The sequence below is a fragment of the Pseudomonas sp. NPDC078700 genome (assembly GCF_044542375.1).
GTDB lineage: Bacteria > Pseudomonadota > Gammaproteobacteria > Pseudomonadales > Pseudomonadaceae > Aquipseudomonas.
Window position 1 is genome coordinate 648,239 of record NZ_JBITUI010000002.1, and the last position, 19,112, is coordinate 667,350.

Annotated in this window: 20 protein-coding genes and 1 tRNA gene; 8 read left to right on the forward strand and 13 right to left on the reverse strand. The window is 54.7% G+C overall.

Going from position 1 to position 19,112, the window contains the following annotated elements; all coding sequences use genetic code 11:
- Nucleotides 1–4 precede the first annotated feature (4 nt).
- From fdxH to ACIGCM_RS08790, 6 genes are all read left to right on the forward strand, one after another.
- Nucleotides 5–934, forward strand: coding sequence for a formate dehydrogenase subunit beta (fdxH, locus tag ACIGCM_RS08765; RefSeq protein WP_397501651.1), 930 nt, complete (start codon nucleotides 5–7; stop codon nucleotides 932–934).
- Nucleotides 935–992: 58 nt separating this feature from the next.
- Nucleotides 993–1,622, forward strand: a complete 630-nt coding sequence (locus ACIGCM_RS08770; protein ID WP_397501652.1) for a formate dehydrogenase subunit gamma — start codon at nucleotides 993–995, stop codon at nucleotides 1,620–1,622.
- Between the two features lie 112 nt (nucleotides 1,623–1,734).
- On the forward strand, nucleotides 1,735–2,664 hold the full coding sequence (gene fdhE / locus ACIGCM_RS08775; protein WP_397501653.1) for a formate dehydrogenase accessory protein FdhE: 930 nt from the start codon (nucleotides 1,735–1,737) through the stop codon (nucleotides 2,662–2,664).
- A gap of 43 nt (nucleotides 2,665–2,707) precedes the next feature.
- Nucleotides 2,708–4,108 (forward strand): L-seryl-tRNA(Sec) selenium transferase, encoded by a 1,401-nt coding sequence (gene selA, locus ACIGCM_RS08780; protein ID WP_397501654.1) that lies wholly within the window; start codon nucleotides 2,708–2,710, stop codon nucleotides 4,106–4,108.
- A 3-nt stretch (nucleotides 4,109–4,111) separates the two neighbouring features.
- Nucleotides 4,112–6,040 (forward strand): selenocysteine-specific translation elongation factor, encoded by a 1,929-nt coding sequence (gene selB, locus ACIGCM_RS08785; RefSeq protein WP_397501655.1) that lies wholly within the window; start codon nucleotides 4,112–4,114, stop codon nucleotides 6,038–6,040.
- 16 nt (nucleotides 6,041–6,056) lie between these two features.
- A complete protein-coding gene (locus ACIGCM_RS08790; RefSeq protein WP_397501656.1) occupies nucleotides 6,057–6,593 on the forward strand; it encodes a metal-dependent hydrolase in 537 nt (178 codons plus the stop codon).
- A 21-nt stretch (nucleotides 6,594–6,614) separates the two neighbouring features.
- On the opposite strand, the gene ACIGCM_RS08795 is transcribed toward ACIGCM_RS08790, so the two are convergent.
- The 12 genes from ACIGCM_RS08795 to ACIGCM_RS08850 all read right to left on the reverse strand — a co-directional run bounded on the left by ACIGCM_RS08795 (nucleotide 6,615) and on the right by ACIGCM_RS08850 (nucleotide 14,828).
- A complete protein-coding gene (locus ACIGCM_RS08795) occupies nucleotides 6,615–7,175 on the reverse strand; it encodes a hypothetical protein (protein WP_397501657.1) in 561 nt (186 codons plus the stop codon).
- 165 nt (nucleotides 7,176–7,340) lie between these two features.
- Nucleotides 7,341–7,436, reverse strand: a tRNA-Sec gene (locus ACIGCM_RS08800).
- Between the two features lie 318 nt (nucleotides 7,437–7,754).
- Nucleotides 7,755–8,150, reverse strand: coding sequence for a hypothetical protein (locus ACIGCM_RS08805; protein WP_397501658.1), 396 nt, complete (start codon nucleotides 8,148–8,150; stop codon nucleotides 7,755–7,757).
- A gap of 1,008 nt (nucleotides 8,151–9,158) precedes the next feature.
- On the reverse strand, nucleotides 9,159–10,109 hold the full coding sequence (locus ACIGCM_RS08810; RefSeq protein ID WP_397501659.1) for an alpha/beta fold hydrolase: 951 nt from the start codon (nucleotides 10,107–10,109) through the stop codon (nucleotides 9,159–9,161).
- Between the two features lie 90 nt (nucleotides 10,110–10,199).
- Nucleotides 10,200–10,664 carry a glycine cleavage system protein H gene (locus ACIGCM_RS08815; RefSeq protein WP_397501660.1) on the reverse strand — a complete coding sequence of 155 codons (465 nt, stop codon included), beginning with the start codon at nucleotides 10,662–10,664 and terminating at the stop codon, nucleotides 10,200–10,202.
- The gene (locus ACIGCM_RS08820) at nucleotides 10,661–11,035 is read right to left on the reverse strand and encodes a DsrE family protein (RefSeq protein WP_397501661.1); all 375 of its coding nucleotides are present in this window, start codon (nucleotides 11,033–11,035) and stop codon (nucleotides 10,661–10,663) included. The genes ACIGCM_RS08815 and ACIGCM_RS08820 overlap by 4 nt, the downstream gene beginning before the upstream one ends.
- Nucleotides 11,032–11,523, reverse strand: coding sequence for a GNAT family N-acetyltransferase (locus ACIGCM_RS08825; RefSeq protein ID WP_397501662.1), 492 nt, complete (start codon nucleotides 11,521–11,523; stop codon nucleotides 11,032–11,034). Before ACIGCM_RS08825 ends, ACIGCM_RS08820 begins: the two co-directional genes overlap by 4 nt.
- 2 nt (nucleotides 11,524–11,525) lie before the next feature.
- Nucleotides 11,526–12,089 (reverse strand): DUF4136 domain-containing protein, encoded by a 564-nt coding sequence (locus ACIGCM_RS08830; RefSeq protein ID WP_397501663.1) that lies wholly within the window; start codon nucleotides 12,087–12,089, stop codon nucleotides 11,526–11,528.
- Nucleotides 12,090–12,181: 92 nt separating this feature from the next.
- The gene (locus ACIGCM_RS08835; RefSeq protein ID WP_397501664.1) at nucleotides 12,182–12,808 is read right to left on the reverse strand and encodes a DUF4136 domain-containing protein; all 627 of its coding nucleotides are present in this window, start codon (nucleotides 12,806–12,808) and stop codon (nucleotides 12,182–12,184) included.
- A 13-nt stretch (nucleotides 12,809–12,821) separates the two neighbouring features.
- On the reverse strand, nucleotides 12,822–13,571 hold the full coding sequence (locus ACIGCM_RS08840) for a methyltransferase domain-containing protein (RefSeq protein WP_397501665.1): 750 nt from the start codon (nucleotides 13,569–13,571) through the stop codon (nucleotides 12,822–12,824).
- Nucleotides 13,568–13,873: a MazG-like family protein gene (locus tag ACIGCM_RS08845; protein WP_397501666.1), complete on the reverse strand. Its 306-nt coding sequence runs from the start codon at nucleotides 13,871–13,873 to the stop codon at nucleotides 13,568–13,570. The genes ACIGCM_RS08840 and ACIGCM_RS08845 overlap by 4 nt, the downstream gene beginning before the upstream one ends.
- 79 nt (nucleotides 13,874–13,952) lie before the next feature.
- A complete protein-coding gene (locus ACIGCM_RS08850) occupies nucleotides 13,953–14,828 on the reverse strand; it encodes a MaoC/PaaZ C-terminal domain-containing protein (RefSeq protein ID WP_397501667.1) in 876 nt (291 codons plus the stop codon).
- Nucleotides 14,829–15,046: 218 nt separating this feature from the next.
- Here ACIGCM_RS08850 and ACIGCM_RS08855 point away from each other — a divergent pair, with 218 nt between their 5' ends.
- Nucleotides 15,047–16,039 carry an AraC family transcriptional regulator gene (locus ACIGCM_RS08855; protein ID WP_397501668.1) on the forward strand — a complete coding sequence of 331 codons (993 nt, stop codon included), beginning with the start codon at nucleotides 15,047–15,049 and terminating at the stop codon, nucleotides 16,037–16,039.
- An 88-nt stretch (nucleotides 16,040–16,127) separates the two neighbouring features.
- On the opposite strand, the gene ACIGCM_RS08860 is transcribed toward ACIGCM_RS08855, so the two are convergent.
- Nucleotides 16,128–17,480 carry a 3-oxoacyl-ACP reductase gene (locus ACIGCM_RS08860; RefSeq protein WP_397501669.1) on the reverse strand — a complete coding sequence of 451 codons (1,353 nt, stop codon included), beginning with the start codon at nucleotides 17,478–17,480 and terminating at the stop codon, nucleotides 16,128–16,130.
- A gap of 254 nt (nucleotides 17,481–17,734) precedes the next feature.
- Between ACIGCM_RS08860 and ACIGCM_RS08865 the strand changes: the two genes are divergently transcribed.
- On the forward strand, nucleotides 17,735–19,018 hold the full coding sequence (locus ACIGCM_RS08865; protein WP_397501670.1) for an acetyl-CoA C-acetyltransferase: 1,284 nt from the start codon (nucleotides 17,735–17,737) through the stop codon (nucleotides 19,016–19,018).
- Nucleotides 19,019–19,112 lie beyond the last annotated feature (94 nt).

Consider the following 19,112-nt stretch of genomic DNA (forward strand, 5'->3'; position numbering starts at 1 on the left):
ACGCATGGCTAGTCAAGACATCATCGCACGCTCCGCCACCACCACTCAGACGTCATCGATTCGACAGATGGATGAGGTGGCAAAACTTATCGACGTCTCCAAGTGTATCGGTTGCAAGGCCTGCCAAGTGGCATGCTCGGAATGGAACGAGTTGCGTGACGAGGTTGGCCACAACCACGGCACGTATGAAAATCCGGCCGACCTTACAGCTGACTCCTGGACCCTGATGCGCTTTGCCGAACATGAAGATGAGGCGGGCAAGCTCGAATGGCTGATCCGCAAAGACGGCTGCATGCACTGCGCCGAGCCCGGTTGCCTGACGGCATGCCCGAGCCCGGGGGCGATTGTGCAGTACGCCAACGGCATCGTCGATTTCAATCAGGATCACTGCATCGGCTGTGGTTATTGCATCACTGGTTGCCCATTTGATGTGCCGCGTATCTCCAAAAAAGATAACAAGGCCTACAAATGCAGCCTCTGCTCTGACCGCGTCGGCGTAGGGCAAGAGCCGGCATGCGTTAAAACCTGCCCAACTGGCGCGATTGTCTTCGGCACCAAAGAAGACATGAAAGATCACGCCGCTGAGCGCATTGTTGACCTTAAATCCCGTGGCTATGACAACGCAGGTTTGTATGACCCGCCCGGTGTGGGCGGCACCCATGTGATGTATGTGCTGCACCATGCAGACAAGCCAACGCTGTACTCCGGCTTACCCGAAGACCCATCCATCAACCCGATGGTTCATGTCTGGAAAGGTGTGGCCAAACCATTGGGCTTGTTTGCCATGGGGGCAACTGCACTGATCGGCTTCTTCCACTATTTGCGTGTTGGGCGCAACGTGGTTGAGGAGGACGAACCTGGTGCCGTGGTGGACACAGCCGTACACAAGGTTGATCCGGCGGTGCATGAGTACGACCCTAGAACCCCGCGCTGAGTGAAATGATCAACCTCTGCAGCGGCGAAGGCCTGTGCAGAGGTTCGAGGGAGTCAATATGAAACATGACATCCAACGCTACACCGCAGGTGATCGCACCAACCATTGGGCAGTTGCGATTTTGTTTGTCCTTGCCGCGTTGTCAGGCTTGGCGTTGTTTCACCCTGCGCTATTCTGGTTGAGCAACCTCTTCGGCGGAGGCCCGTGGACGCGTATTTTGCATCCCTTTATCGGCATCGCCATGTTCCTGTTCTTTATGTGGCTGGTGATGCGCTTTATGAGCCATAACTTCATTCACAAACGTGATGTGCAGTGGCTCAAGCAAATGGACGATGTGATAGCCAACCGTGAAGGCAAGATGCCTGAAGTGGGGCGTTACAACGGTGGCCAGAAACTGCTTTTCTGGGTGCTGCTGGTGTGTATGTTACTGCTGCTGGTCACTGGCATAGTGATTTGGCGCGAGTACTTCAGTTACTTGTTCGGCATCAACACGATTCGCCTGTCGGTATTGCTCCATGCGGTAGCCGCACTGGTGCTGGTTATGAGCATAATCGTGCATATCTACGCCGGGATCTGGGTCAAGGGCTCGGTTGGCGCGATGCTTACCGGGTGGGTTAGCAAAGGCTGGGCGCGCAAGCATCACAGTCTTTGGTATAAAGAAGTTGAGAAGGGCGAGAACAAACATTAAACCAGTACAGTAAGACCGCTGCGCGCCTCTTTGCATGGGCGCGTGGATTGGGCGGGCTTTTTATCGAGCGGTTATTGAACTTACCTAAGCTGTTTTGCGAAAGGAGTCCTGCGTGTCAGGCAGAATACTAGAGCGCGGCGAAATCGAAGCGTCGGCCAATATCCCACCCTTCCTTAATCCTGCTACAGCATCATTATTTCAGCGTCGTGCCGAGCGGTTTAAAATCCTTGCACAAGGCCATCCACTCAGTGGCTACCTGCTGCTGATGGCGCAGCTCTGCGAGGCACAAGACCGTGCGCTTGCCGCATTGCCTGCATTGCCGAGGCCAGACCAGCGCGCGTTGGATTTAAGCCACGAGCATCACATGCCGCCACTGGCATTCGAGGCATTGGTGAGGGGCGATGATTGGCTGCCAGCACTGGATAAGTTGCTTGAGCAATTCTCGACGCCAGACAACCCTGCTGTTGCTGCAGCGCTGCAGCAGCTATCACGGGCGGACAGTGGCCAGCGCAAGGCGTGGGCGGTGAGCCTGTTAAGTGGTCAGTTCGATTTGCTGCCCGCAGCCGTGGTGCCCTTTCTTGGCGCGGGGTTGCAAGTAGCCTTTAGCCATTGGCTGCTGGCACTGCCCGAAGGCACCTTAAGTGAGCGCGAAAGCTGCACCCAGTGCCCTGCCTGTGGTTCGCCTCCGGTTGCGGGGATGATCCGCCACCGTGGCAAGCAGATTGGCTTGCGTTATCTGACCTGCTCGCTGTGCTCATGTGAGTGGCACTATGTGCGGGTCAAATGCAGCCACTGCGAAGAGAGTAAGCAACTCGCCTACCTGTCGCGTCAGCGTGATGATGCAAAACCAGAGACGGCACCCATTCGTGCAGAAGTCTGCCCGAACTGTCAGGGTTATTTGAAACACTTTTACCTTGAATACGACAGTGAGGCCGAAGCAATGGCCGACGATATTGCGAGCCTCGATCTGGACATGATGGTTAATGAAGCCGGTTATATGCGCCGAGCGCCAAACCTGTTGCTTGCCCCAGGTGCAGAATGAACGCCTACACTGGGATCTGATACCCACAGGTTAAGGACGCTTAATGACGGCCGCTCGTCTACCCTCAGTCGACCGCTTGCTGCGCAGCCCGGCTATCGCGCCATTGCAACAACGCTACGGTCGCGAAGCCATGCTTAAAACCCTGCGCGACCTACTCGATGAGTTGCGCGAGCCCGCGCAACATGGCGCACTGGCCGCCATTGAACTCAGCGAAGCCGTGCTGGCTGGGCGAGTGGGTGAGCGCCTTGCCGCGCAGCATGCCAGTAAAATTCGCCGGGTATTTAACCTCACCGGCACCGTGCTGCACACCAACCTTGGACGTGCGTTACTGCCCGAAGAAGCCATTGTGGCTGTGAGCCTTGCTGCCCGCTACCCACTCAACCTTGAGTTTGATTTGGCCAGCGGTAAGCGGGGGGATCGCGATGATTTAATCAGCGGTTTAATCCGTGAGTTGACCGGGGCCGAAGCTGTAACCGTGGTCAACAACAACGCCGCAGCGGTATTGCTCACCCTCAATAGTTTGGGGGTGCGCAAGGAAGGGGTTATTTCCCGTGGCGAGTTGATTGAGATTGGTGGCGCTTTTCGTATTCCTGACATCATGTCGCGCGCCGGGGTCAAGCTGGTTGAAGTGGGCACCACCAACCGCACCCACGCCCGCGACTATGAAGCGGTAATTAACCCGCGCACAGGCTTGCTGATGCGTGTGCACACCAGTAATTACAGCGTGCAAGGTTTCACCGCCAGCGTACCGACAGCGGAGCTGGCCAACATTGCCCACGCCAACAATCTACCGCTGCTTGAAGACCTCGGCAGTGGCACCTTGGTGGATCTGACCCGTTGGGGCTTGCCCAAAGAGCCGACTGTGCAGGAAGCGTTGGCGGACGGTGCCGATATTGTCACCTTCAGCGGCGATAAACTCTTGGGTGGCCCCCAGGCCGGTTTGATTCTCGGCAGTCGCGAGCTGATCAACAAGATCAAAAAGAACCCGCTAAAACGGGCATTGCGAGTCGATAAATTAACTTTGGCAGCCCTTGAGGCTGTACTCAATCTGTATCGAGATCCTGATACTTTGGCCGAGCGCCTTACCAGCTTGCGTCTGCTTAGCCGCTCGCAAGCGGACATCATGGCTCAGGCCCAACGCGTTGCCCCATTGATGGCGCAGCAATTTGGTCAGACATGGCAAGTCTCGGTGCAAGGGGCGTTGGGCATGATCGGCAGTGGTGCTCAGCCGGTTGCTCGCTTACCCAGTGCGGCCATTTGCATTCGCCCGCTGCAGTCAAAACGCCTGCGTGGGCGCGCGTTGCACAGGCTCGAAGAAAACCTGCGTTGCTTACCCATACCTGTATTGGGCCGCATCGATGATGACGCCTTGTGGCTGGACTTACGCCAGTTAGATGATGAGCTAGCGTTCACCGCTCAGCTGCATTTACTGTCTGAGGAGTGAGCCTTGATCGTCGGTACTGCAGGGCACATTGACCACGGTAAAACTGCCTTGCTCCAAGCCCTGACCGGGCATAAGGGCGACAGGCGTCCGGCAGAGCGTGAACGCGGCATAACCATCGATCTGGGCTATCTCTATGCCGACCTTGGCGATGGCCAGCTCACAGGTTTCATCGATGTACCAGGCCATGAGCGCTTTGTGCATAACATGCTCGCCGGCTCCAGCGGCATTGACCTGTTGTTATTGGTGGTCGCAGCTGATGATGGAGTCATGCCGCAAACCCGTGAGCATCTGGCAATCGCTGAGTTGTTAGGCATTCGCCGGGCGATTGTAGCGATGAGCAAAATCGACCGTGTAGACAGTCAGCAAGTGATTGCGGTGCAGCAGCAAGTGACTCAGTTGCTCAGCACCGGTCCGCTTGCGGGTTCGTCAATTTATCCCGTTTCAACTCTCAACGGTGGAGGTATTGCTGAGCTGCGGGAAGCACTTAAAAACAACGCTGAGCATGTGCAGCAGCGTAGCCTTAGCGGCCACTTTCGCTTGCCCATCGACCGCGCATTCAGTGTTTCAGGGGCAGGCATTGTCGTGACCGGCACCGCCAAAGCCGGACAGGTGAGTGTGGGTGATGAGTTAACCCTCAGCCCCAGCGGGCGCAGTCTACGTGTACGGGGTATACACGCGCAGAATCAACAGGCCGATCACGCTTTTGCCGGGCAGCGCGTTGCGCTGAATATTACCGGCGAACGCCTTGCTTTGGAGCATGTTCGCCGGGGTGACTGGTTGCTGACACCAGCCCTGCATGCGCCGACAACACGCATTGATATCCAACTGGAAATACTGCCCGGCGAAAATCGCGACTTTAGTCACTGGACGCCGGTTCACGTGCATCTCGCTGCACAGGATGTCACTGGTCGGGTGGCCCTGCTTGACGGTACACACGTCGAACCGGGCAAAACCGCACTGGCGCAGATCCTGCTCAATGCGCCAGTGCATGCGGTGCATAACGATCGTCTGGTGATACGTGATCAATCGGCGCAGCGCACGGTGGCGGGAGGCCGGGTACTTGATCCCTTTGCACCGGCCCGTAACCGGCGCAGCGAAGCCCGTTTGGCTCAACTCAACAGCCTGCTGGTTGATAGCCTTGAGACTGCGCTGCCGACCTTGCTGATGAGTGCGGTCAATGGCCTGGATCCCACATTAATTGAGCGCCAGTTCAATCGTCCGCGGGCGCAGTGGGCGTTGCCCGCTGATGTGCTGGAAATCAACACCCGACTTGGTCTACGGCTGTTTAGTACATGTGTTTGGCAGCAATTAACCGAGCAATTACTTCAGGGCTTAGGGCGATTTCACGGGGAGTGCCCGGACGAACTTGGCCCAGACCGTGACCGCTTAAGGCGCTACGCATTGCCCATCTTGGAGCGTCCGGTTTTTATCAGTCTACTGGAGCAGCAGCTTGCTTGTGGTGCCGTTGCGAACAGCGGGCCATGGCTGCATTTGCCGGAGCACCAGGTACAACTTGGCGAGGCCGATGAAGCCCTGCGTGAACAGCTCTGGCCGTTACTGCTTGCCGGCAATTTTGATCCGCCTTGGGTACGTGACCTTGCCAGCAGCCTGCAAAAACCAGAGGCTGAAGTCCGTCTGCTGTTGCGCAAACTGGCCAGGCTGGGCCTGCTGCATCAAGTGGTTAAAGACCTGTTCTACCCCGAACAAACAGTTCGCCAGTTGGCTGCAATAGCCCAGACGATCGAGCAGCAAAACGGCTCAATCAAACCCGCTATTTGGCGCGACGCCATCAGTCTCGGTCGCAAACGCAGCATTCAATTACTTGAATACTTCGACCGCATAGGCTTTACCCGCAGGCTGGTCGGTGAGCGTAAGATTCGTATGGATTCGGCGTTGGCGGTGGACAAAGGCACCTGCGCACATACACGATAAATTCTACGGAAATACTATGGCTTCAGCATTTGCCCACGCCGTTGTGCCGCTGGTTGTTTACGCGGTCTTCAAGGGTCCTTCGATGAATCTGCGCTTGCTGGCTTTAGCTGTTATTTTGGCTATTGCTCCCGATGCAGATGTAATTGGATTCAAGTTCGGCATTGCCTATGCCTCCGAGTGGGGGCATAGAGGCTTTACCCACTCGTTAGCGTTTGCGGCAGTGATAGCGGCAGTTTGTATGCTTTTCTCCAAACCCCTTAATGCCAAACCTTGGATCGTCTTCCTCGTATGTTTCATCGCTGGCGCTTCTCACGCTGCTTTGGATGCGATGACCAATGGCGGTTTAGGTGTAGCCCTTTACTGGCCATTTAGCATGGAGCGGGTGTTTTTTCCATTCAGACCCATACAGGTTTCGCCCATAGGCATTGGTGCGTTCTTCACAGAGCGCGGCCTTAGAGTCATTGCCTCAGAGCTGGTTTGGATATTTATCCCAGGCCTGTTGATTGGCTTGGCGGGTGCGTTGATACGACGAAAAGTGACCCGCAAGCCATGAGCGAAATTGGGCCCTGGTTTGCTACTCGTTAAGTGAAACGAATACATCCAGTGCCATCAACGGCAGGTAAACAAGGGTGATGGCGGCGTATATTTTTCGGGACTTGGCGAGAAAGCCAATGATGGGCAGGGTGATCATAAAGATGTCCAGTATTGCCCAATATGACCAGAGCGGAACTTTCATAACAAATACGTTAAGCACCAGACCCAGAGTCAGAAATGCAGACAGTGAGAGCAGGGCGAAGCGGCCGTCCTGCTCGAAATATACCCGGACCCCGCTGGCCTCATCTTCACTGCGCGTGGGCAGTAGCAGTGAAGCTGTCACGAAGAGCATCAGCGTTAGCAGAACAAAGAATAGGAACTCTAAATATGAAAATGAGCTTTCAAGTGTTGGCAGTTGATTGATTGCCCACCAATACTCAAGCTGAATGGAGAAAAGCACGGCTGACCAAACGATAGGCACCCAATCAGTGGGGGCTGTCTTGCGAATCCGGAACAAGGTGACCAAGCCAGTCAACAACCGGGTGATAGACAGGCCAAGTACCATCGACAATATGGTTGCGATGATGGGGAAGTTATTCAAATTGACGGCACTCGCAGATGACGGGCTCGTTATAAATAAATGGGAAGGACTACTGAGTCAATCCAGTATTCAGCTTTGCTGTGTCAATAGGGGACAGACCACGTTTACGAGCACCTTCGACTCAAACATCGCTTACCCCTACGACTCTCGGTTGAGGTCAGAAAATGGCGGAAGGCAGTAAGAGTCGAACTTACCTAGGAACGGCTGCCGTCCCCTACCGGGTTTGAAGCCCGGCCACGCCACCGGGCGTGATTGCCTTCCATTTTGCTCTGTCTCAACGTGTAGCTAAAGAGTCGTTGAACCGTCAAATCGAGCATACCCTATCAATGCAGCCTGATCCGAGCGCAATGCAAAAATCTTGAAGACCATAGCAGTCATTTTGCTACTGAAAAACCTTTGCGCAGCTAAGGTAAGTACTGGACCGCCTAATTTACCCAACACCAGCCTAGCCACTGCGAGAGCCGCTCATTTGAGGGTCGCAATAGGACGCAATAGGGGATAGAGCACGTTTTCTAGCTGACATTTTGAATAAACCGTGGTCTGTCCCCTATTGTTAGTCCCCTATTGTTACCTGCAGCATTAGTTAACAGTTCGAGGTGTGCATACCTCAGGAAGCAAACGACCTAATATATCGTTACCTTCCATAATTAAATGGGAGTTACTTACCGAAAACATTTTCTGGCCGGTATAACCACCATAACTATTTTTTGCGTTTACGTATCCACAGACAGACCGTTTACCATTTGTACCTTGCATAGCCCAAATCTCACCAAAACGTGCACTTTCGGGGTCTTTGAGCTTGCTAACAACTGTAGCCTTAGCATTTTCTTGCTCATCCATTGTGGCAATTTGTTTCGTCCATATAACGGGGGGACGATTAGGTTCGGCTGGTGGTGTGGAAACAGTGGAATTAGAGCTGCAACCTGAAATTATTACTACAATCATAAAAGCAAAGAGAGAACTGGCTTTATTCATCATGAAATCCTTTATTTTTTTTGTAACGTAGGGAGAACGATGTGGTAATGGGACAAACTAGGCTTTGTATGCAAACAACCGATTAGCATGATGCTAATGTGCCACACCGTCCGAGCAGAAGGTATGGGTCAACAGTCTATATGTCGAAAAAATGTCGAAGAAGAAGAGCTTTTATGTGCAGATTCGGGCGATAGAAAAAGCGTAAACCCTTGAATTGAGCAGCAAAATGCACCAATGACACAGCCTTCCGAAGGCTATAAACCTTCGCCTATTTATCTAAAGTCTTCAGCTAGCACCTAGCACCTAGGATGAGCTACAAAACCCAGTGCTTGCTAACTAGCAATTATGTATCCCAGTAAGATTAGATCTATACCCAACACTACCCGTCCATAGCCACAGAGACTCTTAGCACTCTTCTCATAGCTATTTGTATACAAGCACCACCACGGGCCAATCGATACTAACCCTTGGCCTTTCTTGACATGAGGAAATGCAGCAATCATCAATGCTAGATAAACCAAGCTAAGAAACGAGAACACATACATTATTATTTATCAAACTCCACTGGGCCAGTGCTCCAATTTAGATTCACACATCAGAAAGGCAGAGAATAGGCATCAAGAGCCTATGTGTCGAAAAAATGTCGAAAACGAAGAGCTTTTATGTGCGAATTCGAGCAGTACTAAAAGCTCAAACCCTTGCATTGAGCGGGTCAGAGCAGCAATGACATAGTAAATTGTAGAGTTCGACTCTTACTGCCTTCCGCCATTTCTTCTCTTTATCTATCTCAGCCGGTCGCGCACTACAGGGTTATTGCCCATTTCTGATCGGCTGGATATTTAACCCTGGTGGACCAGCTTCGCGTTTGCTGCCCTGCGAAATCCGGGCGTTGGGTAGGGTGGATGACGCTTCTTCCATCCACCATTGGCGATCACCCAGTACAGGGTTATTACCGATTCTTGACTGTGGCTATTGAGTCCTGGTGGATACGCTTTGCGTAGTTGTACCTTACGCAGGAAAGTGTTTCGCAAGAAACGCCAGCAGCAGCGTATTCACCTCCTCGGCTTTTTCGCTTTGTATCCAGTGCCCGCACTCTGTTAGCTGATGTTGTTCCAGGTTGCTGACTCGGTTTGGCATGCGGCTGATTGTGTGGGCTTCAAGTGTGGCAACGGGGTCTTGATCGCCAACCAGAAACAGAGTGGGCTGCTCGACGGTTACATCCTGGAGGAACTCGGTTTTTTGCCAGTTGCGTTCGAAGTTGCGATACCAGTTCAGTGCGCCGCGAAAGCCGTGTTTTTTGAATGCCTCGACGTACAGCGTGAAGTCTTCAGCGCTGCACCAGTCTGGCAATGTGTATGGGGCTTCGATGCCGTCGAATAGTGTCGAGTTGGCTGGACGTTGTTGCAGCAGCAGGTCACTGGAGCTGGCACCTTGCATAAAAATACGCAGACTGCGCTCTATATCCGCATTCAGTTCCTGCTCAGCGATACCGGGCTGCTGAAAGTAAATGATGTAGTTGAAGTGCTCGGCAAAGTGTTCGCGCATCACCTCGATTGCCGGGCGTTTGCCGCGGCCTGCGAAGGGCACTGACATGGTCACCAGCGTGCTGACCCGTTGCGGTTCGAGTAGGGCCAGGTGCCACGCAATCATCGCGCCCCAGTCGTGGCCGACAATGCAGACTTCATGCTGGTCGAGTGCAGTCATGCTGGCTTGGATATCTGCGCAAATGGTCAGCACGTCGTAGGCATTTACATCATGCGGGGCATCACTGCGCCCGTAGCCACGCATTTCCGGGATATAGACGCGGTAGCCATCAGCGACCAATGCGGGGATTTGTTCGCGCCATGAGTGCCAGCACTCGGGGAAACCATGCAACAGCCAAATTGGCCGACCCTGTTCGGGGCCATCGCTGTGCACGTGGAGGTTGATGCCGTTTACCTTCAAGTCCTGCGATTGCATGCTGATGTCCTGATGAGTGTTCACAGGACTCAAACTAGCAGAGCTCAGGACCAAGCTTAAGCCGCATTCATCGCTCGAATGGTGCCTGACTCAATCCTCGCGTAGCGCTTGTACGCCGCTGTCTTTTGGGTTGTAACCGTCCAGTAGCATGCGCTCTGCGAAGGCATTTAAGGCGGCATCGCCAGTGAGCAGCGGGAGTCGGGCGCTGGCCCAGTCGCTTGGTTGGAGGCGGATCATCCAGCCCTCGCCGTAGCAGTCTTGGTTGATCAGGGCAGGGCGGCGCACCACTTCGGTATTGCTGGCGATCAAGGTTCCTGCGATGGGCGAGCGTGCCGAAGAGGCCGCCTTGGCGAACTCAACAATTCCGAAGCTGCGGTCTGCCTCAATGATTTGGCCGTCACGCTTGGGGGTGAAGGCGAAAATTTGGCCGTAACTGGCGCAGCCATAAGCGCTGAGACCAATGGTCAGGATGCCGTCTGCTTCTTCCCGTAGCCAGAGGTTGTGCTCGGGTGCATAAAGCAAGTCGTCGGGAAATTCCAAGCCATCTAGTTTCATAGGGTTAAGACTTTGTCGTACTCAAGAATCATCTGTGCAAGTTCGCCGCCACTGGCGATCTCATCAAGTTCAGGAATCAAGCCTTGCTCATTGATTACAACGCCCGGTGCGCGACACATGAGTAAGCGTATACCAGCGCTTTTGGCCTGTTGGATAAAGTGCCTGACGGGCTCGCCATCTGCGGCCGCATAAAGTTTGTCGCAGACCTCTGCCTGTGCCAGTTGAGTGGCTTCGCCACTCAGAAATACCGTTACTTGCGCATCCATACAGGCCAGAAGTGTGGCTGTATAGAAAGGCGCTGCGCAGCGCGCAGGAGTGCTGGGGCCGCTGTTTACCACGATCAAGATGCGCTGACTGGCGGTGTCGCTCATAAGGCTTTATCCATCTGAATTAGCGCGGCGCGTTGCCCATCAGGTGTTTCGCGCTCGACGATGGCGTATGGCTCATAGCCAAGCTGACTGTAGAGCAGCAGGCCCGCGGTGTTGCCATTGAAGCATGAAAGACGCATGCGCTTGGCTTGCAGTTGGGTGCGTGCTTGCTCTTCCATTACCTTGATCAGGTAACTGGCGACGCCATGCCCCCGGGCGTTGGGTGAAACCATCACATTACCGAGTGCGCAATACACGCCGGTTTGCCATTGATAATAGTTGGCAAAGCCGGCCACTTCATCGTTGAGCAGTACAACAGTGCTATCGCGGCGCTGGCTAATTGCATCGACGAGCTGTTCTGGCGTCAGCGGCCAGCTCGCTTTCGGGTAGCTATAGAAAAGCTCAGTGGCGCTCTGCACAAAGGTGGCAATGGTGAGTAAATCGCCATCCTCTACAGGTCGCTGGCTGAGCCGTTGGGGACTAAAAGTCATGATCAATGGGGCGGGTACTGGCTGAGCACTTTTGTGACCGTTTCGCGGATTGCTGCTTCGCGTTCCGCGGGGCTCAGAGCATTGCGTGGCATGACTTGCTGGGCGCTACCACGCCATACCAGCTTGCTGTCTTTGGTGTCGTATAGGTCGAGTTGCAAGGTGCCGACTTTGTAATCGACAGTCTGGGTTTCGGTGTACATCGGGCCACCCCAGTATCCACCGCCCCACGCGTTATTCCAGCCGCCACCGTAATTGGTGGTGTAGAGGTTTTGCCGGTCATCGACTATCAACGCGACCTGTACGCTGAGGTCAGCTGGAGTGTTGGCTGGGGCCTCTCGTAAACCACGTTGTTCGAACTGGTCTTTTACCGCTTCGCGGATGCGTTGTTCGGTGAGGTCACTTTTTATTCGTGGATCGTCGGGCGAATAGGTCAGTGCCGGGGTTTTCCACGACCAGCTTTGGTAGTTGGAGAAATTTCGATTTGGGTCGTAGTCGCGGTCGATTTGAATGCTTTGACAGGCACTCAACAGCACAATGCTGGCGATAATTAATAAATGACGTTTCATGCTTTATCTCCGACCACTACTTAGGGTTTGTAGTCTTATGCAAGCGCGGGCCATGCCGCGAGGCAAATGATGAGTGTTGCAAGCCGTGTCGCTCAACTCGGCGGGTAGCTCGCTAGTGCTGTATTTAGAGCTTCGCGCAGTGCTTTGTTGCGCTCGCTTTCATCGCTGCCACTTAAGGCTTCGGCGTTGCCACTCCAAATCGGTTGGCCATCACGGCTGTCGTATAAGTCCACGCGCACCACTGCAACTTCTTCCTGATAGGTGCGCACTATCGGCACACTGCCATAGGCACCATAGCGGTCGTAACGATCGTAATAGCCGCTACCTGCACCATAGTAGACACCTCCTTGATCGTAGGACTGGCGCTGGCGAGTTTCCAGTCGCACGCTTGCCGTTACCCACAGATCAGCTGCTTTACCGCTTTGTACCGGGCGCAAACCCGCTCGGTCGAGGCTGTTACTGACCGCGCTGCTGATCATTTCACTGCTGGCCCAGGCACTGCCAGCGGGGAGCTGCTTATTGGCCCAACTCCAACTGCGGTAACGACCGTAATCCCGTGTGGGGGCAGGGTAAGCACTCATATCGATCTGCCCTGCCGCCTGTGCAGGCGCTGGCGGTAGAGGTTTTGAGTCTGCACTGTAGGGATTGTTGGTTGACTGACAGGCCGCAATGCTGAGCAAGGCTGTCAGGCTGACGATTAAGCTGACTGCACGGTGCATCTTGCGACTCCTTTTAACGGGGACGGCACACCCAATGTAAATAACGGCCCAGGCCTGCAAACGTGGGGTGGCGTCGGTAAGCCAGTTCCATTTCTAAAAGGTCGACCAGCTCTGCTTTAAGCTGAAAGTCGCGCGGCATGTAGTCATGAAAAACACGCACGCCACTTTGTAATTCGACTTCCCAGTCATCACTAAGTTGCGCTGCCAACTCATGGGGGTCAACAGGGCGTTGCGGCGTCAGGCTTTGTTTTTCACCGGCAAACTCAGCTTTACGCAGCTTACGGAAATGACCTTTGAGCAGGTTGCGGTAGATCAATGCATCTTTGTTATAAAACGCCAAGGACAACCAGCCGTCAGGTGCTGTCAGCTGGTGCAGTACAGGCAAAATTGAGTGGGGATCAGCCAGCCATTCGAGTACTGCGTGACAGATAACCAGGTCATAAGGCTGATGGCCTTGGCCAAGTAAGTCCTGCCATGGTGCTTGAATGAACGTGGCCTCGATACCGGCTTCAGCGAAGCGTTCGCGAGCGCCGTTTAGCATCGGCTCGGCGGGTTCGGCCAGGGTGACGTTATGACCGCGTTGGGCAAGCCACAGCGACATATGCCCCAAGCCAGCGCCAATGTCGAGAACCCGCAACGGGCGATCAGGCAGGGCTTCGGCGAGATCTGCTTGCAGGACCGCGAGCCGGATTGCACCCTTGGCACCGCCGTAGATTTTTTCCGCAAAGCGGGTGGCAAGCTCATCGAAATGACGGTCATTCATACTGCAAAACGCCTTTCACTGTCGGCCAGTTTGGCGCGCACGACCTGTTCCATATCCAACCCCAACTCGCTGCACAGCAGCAGTAAATAAAGGACGATGTCACCGACTTCCTGACCCGCGTGCTCCAGCACTTCGCTCGGCAGTTCATGGGATTGCTGTTCCGTCAGCCATTGGAAAATTTCGACCAGCTCAGCCATTTCGACGCTTGCCGCCATCGCCAGATTTTTAGGGCTGTGAAACTGCCGCCAGTTGTTACGATCACGTATTGCGTGCAGGCGGCTGGTGAGTTCGGTGATATTCATGCTGCGCTCCTTTAAGGCGCATAGCTTGAGATGGAACGAGCGACTGTGCAAGCCGCTTTAGCGCCGAGATCACCTATCCTCAATTAGGGCTCTGAACTGAGCTGTCCAGTGGCTGCCAAGTGCCTTGCAAGTGCGGCATGTCGTTGGTCCCCGTCAGCGTGAACTGCCCGCTTGCGGCGTCGGCGCTGGACTTAAGGACGACATCGCCCGGAAGTAACAGCGGCTTTTTAAAGCGCACATCAACTTGGTAACCACTGTCTGGAAGTTGCTCCCTGAGCTCGGCCAATACCCGGCCTTTGTTCCAGAGGCCATGGGCGATTGCCTGGGGGAATCCAAAGAGCTTGGCACTCAACGCTGACAGGTGAATTGGATTGTAGTCGCCTGCGACTCGCGCATAACGTCGGCCAATATCACTCGGTGCGTGCCAGTGAGCGCGTTCGGTGAGTTGCACATCCGGCAGTTCCAGGGGGGCCTCGGGGCTGCCTTCAAGTTTAACCCCGCGACATAGAATTCGGCTGTCACCCTGCCATAGCAGGCCGAGTTGGTCCTCTAGGCGAGTAATAACGCTGAAAACTGCACCTTTGTCATGGGGTTGCAGGTTTTCCACATGCACGCTGATGCTGAATGGACCCAGCCCCGCAAGCGGGCGTAATACTTGGATACTGTTCTCTAGATGAACCAGGCCGAGCAGAGGGAACGGAAAGTGCTTATCGGTGAGTAATTTAAGTTGCAGGGGAAATGCCAGTACATGCGGGTAAGCGGGCGGCAACAGACTGGACTCGACAACGCCGCAGACCTTTCGATAGGCCGTAAGATTCTCCGGGTCGATGCTAATTTGCGTGCGTAGGCCGAGGTCTGGCAACTTTTTACCTGTGATCCCTCGGCGCAAAACAGCCCTCATAAATAATCCGGGCAGTGCCGGCACAGTATCTAGGTCAAGCCATTGGGTCGTCATTTAGGTGCGCCTCATTTAATCCATGGCAGCAGCTTAGTAGCTGCATAACCTCAAGCATTGGCCACTTTGCTCAAGCGCCTGTCATGCCAGTCAATAGCCCTTGGACAATGGATTTTCCCCAGCCGTTCGCTAATTAAGCAAGATGCTTACTTGAGCCCGCTTGGTAAAGCTGCCTAAGATGTCATGCACTCAATAAATACCTACAAGAAACTTTAAGCATGCGCGATCTTACGGATGATATTGCGTTGATGCGGCCTGTACTCGCCGCATTGCAAGCCAGTGGAACAGACCCTGCCAAGGTGTTGGCCCGTATTGGTCTACAAGCAGGCGAACTCCCGCCCAAACGTTTTCCCCACGCCCTCCAGACAAAGTTTTGGCAAGCGGTCATTGACGAAACTGGCCAGGAGCATGCTGGGTTGTTCTTGATCCAGCACCTGCCCATCTACCAGGGCCTGTTGCTTGAGTATTTATTCTTTTCGAGCGAAACCTTTGGTGCCGGCTTGCGCCACGCTTTGCGTTATATACGCTTGCTGTCTGATGCGTTGACTGCCCGCCTTGATGTTGAAGGTGACCGCGCCGTGCTGACCTTGGCGGCCGCCAGCGGCGTTTCGCGACACTTTCCGGAGTTACTGGCCGGAGCAGTTATTCGTTTATTCAAGGCGCTGACAGAAGGCGACTTTTCACTTTACGAGGTGCACTTCATCCACACCTGTGGAGCCAGTGCTGAGGACTATCGAGCCGCTTATGGGTGCCCGGCGCATATGGGCAGTGAGCGCTATGCACTGGTGTTTGATAGCGCAATCCTGAGTAAATCTTCGGCGCTTGCCCAGCCTGAGCTTTTGCAGATGCATGACTTGCTGGCTCAGCGCCAGTTAAGTGAGATTGAGCGGCTTGATCTGGTCAACCGGGTACGTGAATTGATTGCCGAGCTGGTGGTTGAAAACCGCGCAACCTTGGAGCAAGTCTCCAAACGATTGGATATGCCTGCGCGGCGTTTGCGCGAACGCTTGACCATCGCCGGGGTGCGCTTTAATGATCTGGTCGGGGATTACCGTTGCCGGCTGGCTAAAGATCTACTGCTCAATACTGATGAGCGCATTGAGGTGATTGTCGAACTCACGGGTTTCTCTGAGCCGAGTACCTTTTATCGTGCATTCAAGCGCTGGGTTGGGGTCACACCGGTTGAGTTTCGCAACCGTAAGAAGGGGTAAGCCAGGTACTGTTGACGCTGGCAAGCGCCGCGTTGACCACAGGAGGCAAGCTGCTTGCCTCCTGTGGTCAACGCTTTACCGCTCTATCTTAAGCGCCCAGTAGGCTCTGGCCGCAAACGCGCATCACCTGGCCGGTAACAGCTCCCGAGGACGGCTGAGAGAACCATGCCACCGCTTCAGCGACATCTTGTGGCAAGCCGCCCTGGCCCATCGAGTTCATGCGGCGGCCAGCTTCACGCAGGGTCAGCGGGATAGCGGCGGTCATTTGCGTTTCGATAAAGCCAGGGGCTACCGCATTGATGGTGATGTTTTGCTTGGCCAGCGCTGGTGCCCATGACTGGGTTACACCAATGACCCCGGCCTTGCTGGTGGCGTAATTGGTTTGGCCCATGTTGCCAGCAATCCCGCTAATCGAGGAAATCAACACCACACGCGCATCTTCATGCAGTTTGTTGGCGTCGAGGAGTGCCTGGGTCAATACCTGCGGTGCAGCGACGTTGACGTTAATGACCGAGTTCCAAAAGCCTTCAGTCATTTTTGCCAGTGTCTTGTCGCGGGTGATTCCAGCGTTATGCACCAGGATATCGAGGCCGTCGGGTAGCGCTTCAATCAATGTGCTCGCCGCGTTCTCAGCGCAAATATCCAGGCCAATGCTGCGCCCGCCGAGGCGCGCGGCCAAGGCATCGAGATCATCCTGCATCGCCGGCACATCCAGCAGCACCACCTCGGCACCATCTCGGGCCATGGTTTCGGCGATCGCTGCGCCAATGCCGCGTGAGGCACCGGTAATCAGTGCGGTTTTACCGATCAACGGCCGTGTCCAGTCTTTTACCTGAGCGTTGCAGGCGGTGAGGTGCAACACTTGTCCTGACACATAAGCACTTTTAGGCGAAAGGAAAAAACGCAGGGCTCCTTCCAGTTGGTTTTCTCCACCTTTGCCGATGTAAAGCAATTGCACAGTGCCGCCCCGGCGTATTTCTTTGCCCAGCGAGCGGGTGAAGCCCTCGAGCGAGCGCTGCACGCTAGCGGCTACCGGGTTCTTAATGGATTCTGGTGGACGGCCGAGCACCACGACATGTGGGCAAGTGCCAAGTCCTTTGAGCGCGGGTTGAAAGAACTCGCGAAGGGCATTGAGCTGGTCGAAGCGGGTTAACTCGCTGGCGTCAAACACCAATGCCTTGAGCTTAGGTGAGTGCTCAGCTGTCCAGCGTGGCAGCTCAAATGTGCCTTCTTCATTGGCGAAGAGTTGGTCACTGAGCTTGTTGGCAAAACCACTAATTACCTGGCATAGCGGCCCTGCGCTGAGCAGCAGTGCACCATCGACTGGTCGGTTGCGCCCGGCTGTCCAGCGTTCCAGTCTTAGCGGCGCGGGTAGGCCGAGGGCGCTGACAACGCGGCGTCCGGTGGCTGAATTGGCGAAAGATAGATAACGGTCAGACATGAAGGGCTCCTGCGAGCAGAACAAAAAAGTGAACCAAGGGTCTTCTAATGGTAAGCACGAGTGCGCTTTCAAGCATGAAGGGCTACTCCAGCAATGTGTAACAGCTTTGGCCGTCAGAAGTTACCTAACTTTATGACAACAGCATTGTGCAATTGACTTGAAACTTTCTTCAGCTGGCATGCTGGCCAATGCGAAACTGCTGTTACAGGCTAGCCTATGCGACACTCCAATTTTATTTTCGCAAGGAGTCACTCATGACCCAACTGCGTCGAGTTGCCATTATCGGCGGCAATCGTATTCCGTTCGCACGTTCCAATACGGCATATGCCACTGCAAGCAACCAAGAGATGTTGACCAGCGCGCTGGGTGGTTTGGTTGAGCGCTTTAACCTGCACGGCGAGCGCCTCGGTGAAGTGGTTGCAGGCGCCGTACTCAAACATTCCCGTGACTTCAACCTGACCCGCGAGTGCGTACTTGGGTCTTTGCTGGCCCCTGAAACACCGGCTTACGATATTCAGCAAGCCTGCGGTACAGGGCTTGAGGCGGCGCTACTGGTCGCCAACAAAATTGCCCTGGGGCAGATTGAATGTGGCATTGCTGGCGGTGTCGATACGACTTCAGATGCACCTATCGGGGTTAACGAAGGCTTACGCCAGATTTTACTTGAAGCCAATCGCAGCAAGTCCACAGGCGACAAGATCAAAACCCTGTTGAAAATCCGACCCCGCCACCTGGCACCATCGCTGCCCCGCAATGGCGAGCCGCGTACTGGGCTGTCGATGGGTGAGCATTGCGAGTTAATGGCGCAAACCTGGTCGATCCCCCGAGATGAGCAAGATCAACTGGCGGTTGCCAGTCATCAAAAAATGGCGGCTGCTTATGCTGAAGGCTGGCAAGACGATTTGATGACACCGTTTTGCAGCCTGACTCGCGATAACAATCTGCGGCCCGAGATCGACATCGAAAAGCTCGCCACGCTGAAGCCGGTATTCGAGCGCAGTTCGCGCGGGACTTTGACGGCGGCTAACTCGACGCCTCTGACTGATGGCGCATCTATGGTGCTGCTCGCCAGTGAAGAATGGGCTAAGGCCCGGGGGTTGCCCATTCTCGCTTACTGGCGTGATGGCGAAGCCGCCGCGGTGGACTTTGTAGATGGCGCTGAAGGCTTGCTTATGGCTCCGGTATACGCCGTGCCCCGGTTGTTGGCACGTAATAACCTGAGCTTGCAGGACTTTGATTACTACGAGATTCATGAGGCATTTGCGGCGCAGGTATTGTGCACGCTCAAAGCATGGGAAGACCCTGAGTACTGCAAGTTACGCTTGGGCCTGGATCAGCCTTTGGGGTCGATTGACCGCAGTAAAATGAATGTCAAAGGCAGCTCATTGGCAGCAGGCCATCCATTCGCGGCTACGGGTGGTCGTATTGTGGCGAATCTGGCCAAGTTATTGGCGGCAGCCGAACAAACTGAGGCCCGTGGTTTGATTTCGATTTGCGCAGCAGGCGGGCAGGGTGTGACGGCCATTCTCGAGAAGTAGATACGGTTCGCAGCGGTACTCAACGGCGCCTCACTGGGCGCCGTTTTTATTCCTGCATGCGCGGCTGTAGCGAGTAATTTCGCCCGCAGTGGCT

Coding starts and splice junctions, on each gene's coding strand:
- ACIGCM_RS08790 (WP_397501656.1), top strand. CDS start 6,057: ATGGCTTCAGCATTTGCCCACGCCGTTGTGCCGCTGGTTGTTTACGCG.
- ACIGCM_RS08840 (WP_397501665.1), bottom strand. CDS start 13,571: ATGAATGACCGTCATTTCGATGAGCTTGCCACCCGCTTTGCGGAAAAA.
- ACIGCM_RS08835 (WP_397501664.1), bottom strand. CDS start 12,808: ATGCACCGTGCAGTCAGCTTAATCGTCAGCCTGACAGCCTTGCTCAGC.
- ACIGCM_RS08855 (WP_397501668.1), top strand. CDS start 15,047: ATGCGCGATCTTACGGATGATATTGCGTTGATGCGGCCTGTACTCGCC.
- ACIGCM_RS08850 (WP_397501667.1), bottom strand. CDS start 14,828: ATGACGACCCAATGGCTTGACCTAGATACTGTGCCGGCACTGCCCGGA.
- ACIGCM_RS08810 (WP_397501659.1), bottom strand. CDS start 10,109: ATGCAATCGCAGGACTTGAAGGTAAACGGCATCAACCTCCACGTGCAC.
- ACIGCM_RS08830 (WP_397501663.1), bottom strand. CDS start 12,089: ATGAAACGTCATTTATTAATTATCGCCAGCATTGTGCTGTTGAGTGCC.
- ACIGCM_RS08770 (WP_397501652.1), top strand. CDS start 993: ATGAAACATGACATCCAACGCTACACCGCAGGTGATCGCACCAACCAT.
- selA (WP_397501654.1), top strand. CDS start 2,708: ATGACGGCCGCTCGTCTACCCTCAGTCGACCGCTTGCTGCGCAGCCCG.
- ACIGCM_RS08865 (WP_397501670.1), top strand. CDS start 17,735: ATGACCCAACTGCGTCGAGTTGCCATTATCGGCGGCAATCGTATTCCG.
- ACIGCM_RS08805 (WP_397501658.1), bottom strand. CDS start 8,150: ATGAATAAAGCCAGTTCTCTCTTTGCTTTTATGATTGTAGTAATAATT.
- ACIGCM_RS08825 (WP_397501662.1), bottom strand. CDS start 11,523: ATGACTTTTAGTCCCCAACGGCTCAGCCAGCGACCTGTAGAGGATGGC.
- ACIGCM_RS08815 (WP_397501660.1), bottom strand. CDS start 10,664: ATGAAACTAGATGGCTTGGAATTTCCCGACGACTTGCTTTATGCACCC.
- fdxH (WP_397501651.1), top strand. CDS start 5: ATGGCTAGTCAAGACATCATCGCACGCTCCGCCACCACCACTCAGACG.
- ACIGCM_RS08820 (WP_397501661.1), bottom strand. CDS start 11,035: ATGAGCGACACCGCCAGTCAGCGCATCTTGATCGTGGTAAACAGCGGC.
- ACIGCM_RS08860 (WP_397501669.1), bottom strand. CDS start 17,480: ATGTCTGACCGTTATCTATCTTTCGCCAATTCAGCCACCGGACGCCGC.
- ACIGCM_RS08845 (WP_397501666.1), bottom strand. CDS start 13,873: ATGAATATCACCGAACTCACCAGCCGCCTGCACGCAATACGTGATCGT.